Source organism: Clostridium sp. HV4-5-A1G (assembly GCF_900184915.1).
In the GTDB taxonomy this organism is placed as follows: Bacteria; Bacillota; Clostridia; order Clostridiales; family Clostridiaceae; genus Clostridium_B; species Clostridium_B aromativorans.
Genome location: NZ_FXYI02000177.1, coordinates 1 through 6,966, shown reverse-complemented (window position 1 = coordinate 6,966; position 6,966 = coordinate 1). Strand labels below are relative to the sequence as shown.

Annotated in this window: 6 protein-coding genes; all 6 read right to left on the bottom strand. The window is 31.5% G+C overall.

Features of this window, described 5'->3' with window-relative positions; genetic code table 11:
- Positions 1-178: 178 nt before the first annotated feature.
- The gene (gene larA / locus J5G60_RS15150) at positions 179-1,450 is read right to left on the bottom strand and encodes a nickel-dependent lactate racemase (protein ID WP_150358758.1); all 1,272 of its coding nucleotides are present in this window, start codon (positions 1,448-1,450) and stop codon (positions 179-181) included.
- 137 nt (positions 1,451-1,587) lie between these two features.
- Complete coding sequence (locus J5G60_RS15145) at positions 1,588-2,352, bottom strand: enoyl-CoA hydratase/isomerase family protein (RefSeq protein WP_150358759.1); 765 nt, start codon at positions 2,350-2,352, stop codon at positions 1,588-1,590.
- Positions 2,353-2,460: 108 nt separating this feature from the next.
- Positions 2,461-3,774, bottom strand: a complete 1,314-nt coding sequence (locus tag J5G60_RS15140) for a phenylacetate--CoA ligase family protein (protein WP_150358760.1) — start codon at positions 3,772-3,774, stop codon at positions 2,461-2,463.
- Between the two features lie 189 nt (positions 3,775-3,963).
- On the bottom strand, positions 3,964-5,157 hold the full coding sequence (locus J5G60_RS15135; protein ID WP_150358761.1) for a mandelate racemase/muconate lactonizing enzyme family protein: 1,194 nt from the start codon (positions 5,155-5,157) through the stop codon (positions 3,964-3,966).
- Between the two features lie 21 nt (positions 5,158-5,178).
- Positions 5,179-5,838: a methionine ABC transporter permease gene (locus J5G60_RS15130; protein WP_150358762.1), complete on the bottom strand. Its 660-nt coding sequence runs from the start codon at positions 5,836-5,838 to the stop codon at positions 5,179-5,181.
- Positions 5,825-6,841, bottom strand: coding sequence for a methionine ABC transporter ATP-binding protein (locus J5G60_RS15125; protein ID WP_150358763.1), 1,017 nt, complete (start codon positions 6,839-6,841; stop codon positions 5,825-5,827). The genes J5G60_RS15130 and J5G60_RS15125 overlap by 14 nt, the downstream gene beginning before the upstream one ends.
- Between the last annotated feature and the right edge of the window lie 125 nt (positions 6,842-6,966).

Genomic DNA, 6,966 nt, shown 5'->3' with positions numbered 1-6,966 from the left:
CTTATATACATAATATTTATTAAATAAACTAAAAAATAAATACAAAAAAGACCCTCAACAAAATATGAACTGACCTCCCATAAGTTAGATTTTTAGGTCTAACTTATGGGGGTCATATCAGGTCTTTTATTTATTTCTGTAATTTTTTAGATTTTAAATCAGTATAAAAAAATTATAACTATACGGGAAGAGTATCTCCCCCATAAGGTATAAGAGCAATCCTTGGATTATCTACACTTAATTTATATGCAAGCTCAACTGCATTTTTCAATGATTTAACTGGAATAAATCCAAATTTACGAACTATTTCATCTTCAAGGGAAGATACAAGGAATATTTTTCTATGTTTTGATGAATACAAAGTTTTATAAGCTGCATACCCTGGAACTGTAAAATCCTTTTTTAGTGCGGTTTCCATATCATTTAGAGTTTTATATTTAAACAACTTTGTAAACTCATCTGTGCCTACGCCTTCTCTGCACTCTGCAATTACAATCAATACACTGTCTTCCACACCTGCATACAAACTATTCCCAATAGTTTTGACGGACTGGTATAAATTTATGTCCTTTGGATATCCTCCTGCCGAAGCAATGGTAATATCTGCTTTTTCTTTGACTTTTATTGCATATAGCTTTCTTATTGTATTACATCCCCTCATCCATGCTTTTTCAAAATCCCCAGCTACAAACTCCACAAAGTTTCCATTAGTGTCAAGTACTGCATTTATCAAGAAATCTACAGAAACTGTCCTGCATATTTCCGTAATATCTTCACGCATGGGATTCCCCTTGATTTTATTTGCTCTCGCATCTAGATTTAATCCAGAATTTTCTCCATTATTAAAAACCAATTTATGATTATGTTGAATTGTTTTAATGCCTGCAACTCCGGGCACTATGCTTTTAGCTCCTCCACCGAAGCCTGCAAATAAGTGAAATGTAATGCCTCCTATAAGAATAACTCGGTCTGCATCCACCACTTTTTTATTTATATATTCGGGAGTTCCAAAACTGGATATTCCAATATAATCCAATTCATCAGCATTTTTGCTGTCATGATTATATATTTTTATTCTCTTATATAGTTCTTTTCCTACAATAGATATTTTTTCACCCTCTGTGTCAGCTCTGTGTGTTCCAACTGCTATAATGGTTGAAATGTCTTCATCTTTAATTCCTAGTGAATTCAGATAATTTACCACATAAATCAAAAATTTATTAATCTTTATCCATAATCTTGTAATGTCCGAAACTACAAGTAAAACTTTTTCTCCAGGTTTAACTATCTCGCTGAGAGGTTTCGAGCCTATGGGATTTTCAATTGACTCAATGATTTTAGCTTTTATATTCTCAATATGTTCTGTTTTATTGGGAAGAATGCTAGTTATTTTTCCTTCTAAATTTATTTCGATATTTCTATTCCCATATTTAAAATTATATAAGCTCAAATTGCATCATCTCCAAAATATTCATTTTTAGCCTTGAGCATAACTCTAAGGTCTTTATTTCCTTACCAATAAATATTGCTTCCAGTATATTTTCTTTAATTCTGAGTCTTCTTTTCTAATATTTACTTTAACAATTATTATTTATTATTATACTTAGGCATTCTTTTTTCAATAAACGCACGTGATGCTTCTTTAAAATCATCATACACCTGATAATCTACTGTTGCTCTTAAATTATTTTCAAACTTTTTAGGTAAATTGTGATCATAATTTATATTTAAGCACTTTTTCCAGAGTATAAGAGCTGTTCTAGCATTAGCTGCAATTTCTTCTGCTAATTTTATTGCATCATTCATCAAATTTTCCTTTGAAACAACCCTATGAATACCCCCATATTGTGCAATTTGTAGTGCTGTAACTGCAGTTCCTGAAAATGCCATATATCGAAGTACCTTTTCAGGAACCATAAGTGAAGCATATCCATCTGCACCAATTATACCAACTTTTATTTCTGAAAGAGCAAATTTTGCATTTTCAGTTGCAATAACAATATCGCAACACCCTGTAAATGCCAATCCTGCACCTACTGCTGAGCCATTAACAGCAGCAATCACAGGATATTTACAATTTTTCACTGCTAAATATGCATTTCTTATTATATCATAATATGTTGTGGCCTTTCCTCTTTCCATAAATTCTGTAAATTCATCCAAGTCATTTCCTGCCATAAACACTTTACCTGCTCCAGTTAAAATTACAACTTTTATATCATTTCTTCGCTCTAAATCATAAAAAGTATCTCTAATTTCAATATATGCATCCCTATTTGTAGCATTTATTGGTGGACGACAATATGTAACTATTGCAATATAATTATTCACTTCTAGATTAATATAGTCCATCCTATTTCTTCCTTTCAAGTTAATTTTACATAAATTTTTATTCTATCCAATTACACTTAAGTCCATGTTTTTTACAATATTCAACTATTTTTTTGAATACAATTTTTTCTATTTTCTCTCATCTATAAATCTTTTAGCTTTATGTGTAGTCCGTGGTATTGTCCCGTCCCTTAATACAATTACCTCTTTTGGTCTAACTCCCAATCTTATTTTAAGTGCATCTGAAACCTTAGTTTTTACTTGTTCATCAGTTTTATCAGAATTTGCAACTTTTTCTATTTCAACTTTATATTTTGTAGCAAAATTTTCTTTTAACACATGAATTACATATTCTCCTGTAACTTCAGGAATTCCACGCACAACAGCTTCTATATCACTTGGAAATACATTAACTCCAGAAACTATAAACATATCATCTATTCTTCCAGTTATATTTATTCTAGCATGAGTTCTTCCGCAGATACAAGGAGTATGATTAATAGTGCCAATATCTCCCGTCCTAAACCTAATCATAGGGCGTGCCCTTTTTCTTAAAGTAGTAAGTACTATCTCTCCCTGTCCTCCATCTGGCACTGGCTTGTTGGTTTTAGGATCTAAAATTTCAACTAGTACATAATCTTCTGCTACATGAAGTCCATTTCTAACTTCACACATGCCTGCAAAAGCACCAAATAAATCCGATAACCCGTAGAAATCATAAAATTTTGCATTCCAAAGTTTTTCTACTGCTTCCCTTGTTTCTCTAATAGAGCCACCAGGCTCTCCACCAACTATAATTTTATTTACTGCAAGATCTTTAGCTGGGTCAATTCCATGTTTTTTTGCAGCTTCACCTAAATACCATGCATAAGCAGGAGTAGTCCAAATTACAGTTGGCTGAAATTCTTTTAAAATAAATAGAAGTTTTTCTGATGGTATTGTACCTGCCCATATACATAATGCACCTAGATTTTGAGCACCTATCACATCAGGACCCCCAATATGAAGTGAAAAGTTAAGAGCATGCACATATCTGTCACTTTTCCTTACCCCTGCCGCATAAAAAAGCCTACTTTCAATATTTTGAAATTCATCAAAATCCTGTTTTGTAAAAGGACTTAATGTGGGAATTCCCGTTGAACCACTTGACGCAGACACATATACAACATCTTTTTCACTAACAGCGTCTATATCACCTAAAATAGGTTTCTTAAGTTGGCGTTTACGTTCTATTTGCTTGTTTATAAAAGGAAATCTGTTTATATCTGAAAGTATTTTAAAATCTGAAGGCTTTACATCTGCTGTATTAAAAGATTTCTTATAATACGCTGAATTTGTATAAGCAAAATTCAATATTTCTTTTAATCTCTTTTCCTGAAGTTTTTTAATCTCTGATTGTGGTAATGTTTCTATTTTATTATCCCAATATTTTTTTTCGCTCATTATAAATATCCCTTTCTTCATTATTGTATAACCTGATTATAAATTTTATAAACTAATCCAACTAATTCCTCTGCCTGTGAAGGCAGAGGATTAACACAAATTAATTTTTGGTAAATTACTATTATTTATGCTACATAATAAGTAATAACTTTTTTTAATAATTATTAGATTCTATTAGTTGAACCAAAGCTATTTTATTGTAATTTTAAAAGCATTCTCAATAGCTTTTTCTGTAAGTTCCTGTCCTAATCCAGGTTTATTTGGTATTTCATAATAGCCATTTACAGGTTGGTAATCATATTTACAGAAATCTATATTATAATCTTTTAAAGATACAGTATTATGTTCATGAATAACAAAATTAGGTATTACTGCTTCTAGCTGTAGGGCTGCTGCTGTTGCTATTGGACTCCCACATACATGACATTGTACAAGTACATCATAAGTATATGCCATATCACATATTTTCTTACCTTCTGTAATTCCACCACAATTTCCTAAATCTGGTTGTATGACATCCAGAGAACCATTTTCAAAAAACGGCCTGTATCCCCACCTACTGTATATTCTTTCTCCTCCTGCTAATGGAATGTTCACCTTATTCTTTACTTTCTTAGTTAATGAAGGATTAAGAGGAGAACATACCTCTTCATCAAAGTATATATTTAAATCTTCTATTGTTCTTGCAAACTGTATTGCAGAATTAACATCCGTACCTGCATGATTCTCCAATATAATATCTATTCCAGGACCAACTGACTCTCTTATTGCAACAAGTCTATCTCTATATAATTTCAATTTATCATAGGTAATCAATCCAAAATTTCTATAGCTAAAAGAGCCATCCTGTGATACTTGAAATGGATCAACCTTTATTGCAGTATATCCTTCGGACACTGCCTTTTTTGCAGATTCAGCATATTCCTCTGGCTTTATAAATAAATAACTTTCCTTATCCCATCCAAATTGGATTTGACTAGCATAAGCCCTTAAATTATTTCTTATCTTTCCTCCAAGAAGTTGATAAATTGGAACACCTAGCGCTTTTCCTTTAATATCCCAAAGTGCTATATCTATTCCACTTATAGCAGCGAATACAATTCCGCCGCCTCCCTGTCCCCAGAAAGTATCTTTATATAATTTATCCCAAATAGCCTCAATTTTCATTGGGTCTTCACCAATGATTAATTTGGCAAATTCCTTTGTCTGTGCAAATCCACCATCTGCAGCATTACCATAAGCAAGAGCTACTTCACCATATCCGTAAATGCCTTCATCAGTATTTATTCTTACAATTATTGGTCTCCAACCAGTTTCCTTGATTGGTCTCCAACTATTATCTTCGCTTTTTAATTGTAGTATATCTACACTTGTTATTTTCATCTAAATGCACCCCTTTATTAACTATTTCCTATTTAGTTTTTCTGCCAAAAAGTCTCCTAGCATTTGTAAAGCTTGTACCATAATAACCAAAATTACAACACAAATTATCATTACAGCTGTATTATATCGTTGATATCCATAACGTATAGCCAGATCACCTATTCCACCACCACCAACGGTACCTGCCATAGCGGAACACCCAATAAGTGAAATAATTGTTACAGTTGTTGATTTTATAAGTTGAGGCAATGCTTCTGGTATAAGTATATGGATAATAACATCTATGGACTTTGCACCAGAAGATACTGCTGCTTCTAAAACACCATTATCAACACTACTAAAAGACGTTTGTGCAAGTCGTGCAAAAAATACTGTAAATGCTACTGCAAGTGGTACCATAACAGCTTTAGGGCCTATGGTTGTATGAACAATTGCTTCACTTATAGGTATGATAAGTACCAATAGTATTATAAAAGGTATTGACCTTATTATATTTACAATAGTTCCTACAACTTTATTTATAATTTTATTTTTGGGGAATAAATTATTAGAAGTTATAAACAACAAAAGCCCTATCAATGTTCCTAACACAATTGCAAATAGCAATGATACAGATATCATATAAAAAGTTTCATTTAATGATTGTCTCAATTCATCATTAAAACCACTAGGTAGTTGCATGATTAATCACCTCTACACTATAAGTATTGTCCTTAAGATATTGAATCACTTTTGTAAAAATATCTTTATCTGCTTTTATGTTTAAATATAATATTCCAAAGGGTAAATCTCCAATATACTCTATTTTGCCGTGTAATATATTAAAAGTCACATTAAACTTAATTGAAAGATTAGATAATATAGGCTCTGTTGCCGTTTCTCCCATATATTTAATTTTAATAATTGGACCTTTAATACTTTTAAGAAGTAATTCTGGTAATTCGAATTTTGATGAATGCTTTAACAGCTTTTTTGTATATTCATTTTTAGGATTTGTAAACACATTATACACTAATCCCTCTTCAACTATACGGCCCTGATTCATAACCGCTACTCTGTTGCATATTGCTTTTACAACCTCTAACTGATGGGTTATTATTATAATAGTAATTTTAAATTTTTCATTTATCTCTCTGAGAATGTTTAAAATAGATGCTGTTGTCTCAATATCAAGAGCTGATGTAGGCTCATCGCAAAGAAGCATTTTCGCATTATTTCCTAATGCTCTGGCAATACCAACTCTCTGCTTTTGACCACCGCTCAATTTTGAGGGATACTCTTTTGACTTAGAAGCCAATCCAACAAGATCTAAAAGTTCCCTAACTCGCTTATTAATTTCAACTTTAGATTTTCCTGCTATTTTAAGTGGAAAAGCTATATTATCAAATACTGTTTTACTTTCTGCCAAATTGAAATTTTGGAAAATCATCCCTATGTTATGCCTTAATCTTCTTAGACTTTCACCTCTATAAATAGTTATATTCTTATCATTTATTATTATTTCCCCACTTGTAGGTTTTTGTAAAAGATTAATTGTACGAATTAATGTGCTTTTTCCTGCACCACTAGCACCCATTATTCCAAATATTTCGCCATCCTTAATATTAAGTGAAACATCAGAAACAGCATGAAATTTCTTATTCTTTTGTTTAAATGTTACATTAATGTTTTTCAACTGTATCATTAAATTCCTCCTCAACTATACAATTTATATTCCGTGTAACCATTCTTATCAATTTCATAGTTGCATTTCATAATTAAAGTATTGCTTATTACTGGATATAAATATATATCCATATAATTAATAAT

Bases quoted from the DNA above. Each gene is read 5' to 3' on its own strand.
- J5G60_RS15130 (WP_150358762.1), bottom strand. From the start codon at position 5,838: ATGCAACTACCTAGTGGTTTTAATGATGAATTGAGACAATCATTAAAT.
- J5G60_RS15135 (WP_150358761.1), bottom strand. From the start codon at position 5,157: ATGAAAATAACAAGTGTAGATATACTACAATTAAAAAGCGAAGATAAT.
- J5G60_RS15145 (WP_150358759.1), bottom strand. From the start codon at position 2,352: ATGGACTATATTAATCTAGAAGTGAATAATTATATTGCAATAGTTACA.
- J5G60_RS15140 (WP_150358760.1), bottom strand. From the start codon at position 3,774: ATGAGCGAAAAAAAATATTGGGATAATAAAATAGAAACATTACCACAA.
- J5G60_RS15125 (WP_150358763.1), bottom strand. From the start codon at position 6,841: ATGATACAGTTGAAAAACATTAATGTAACATTTAAACAAAAGAATAAG.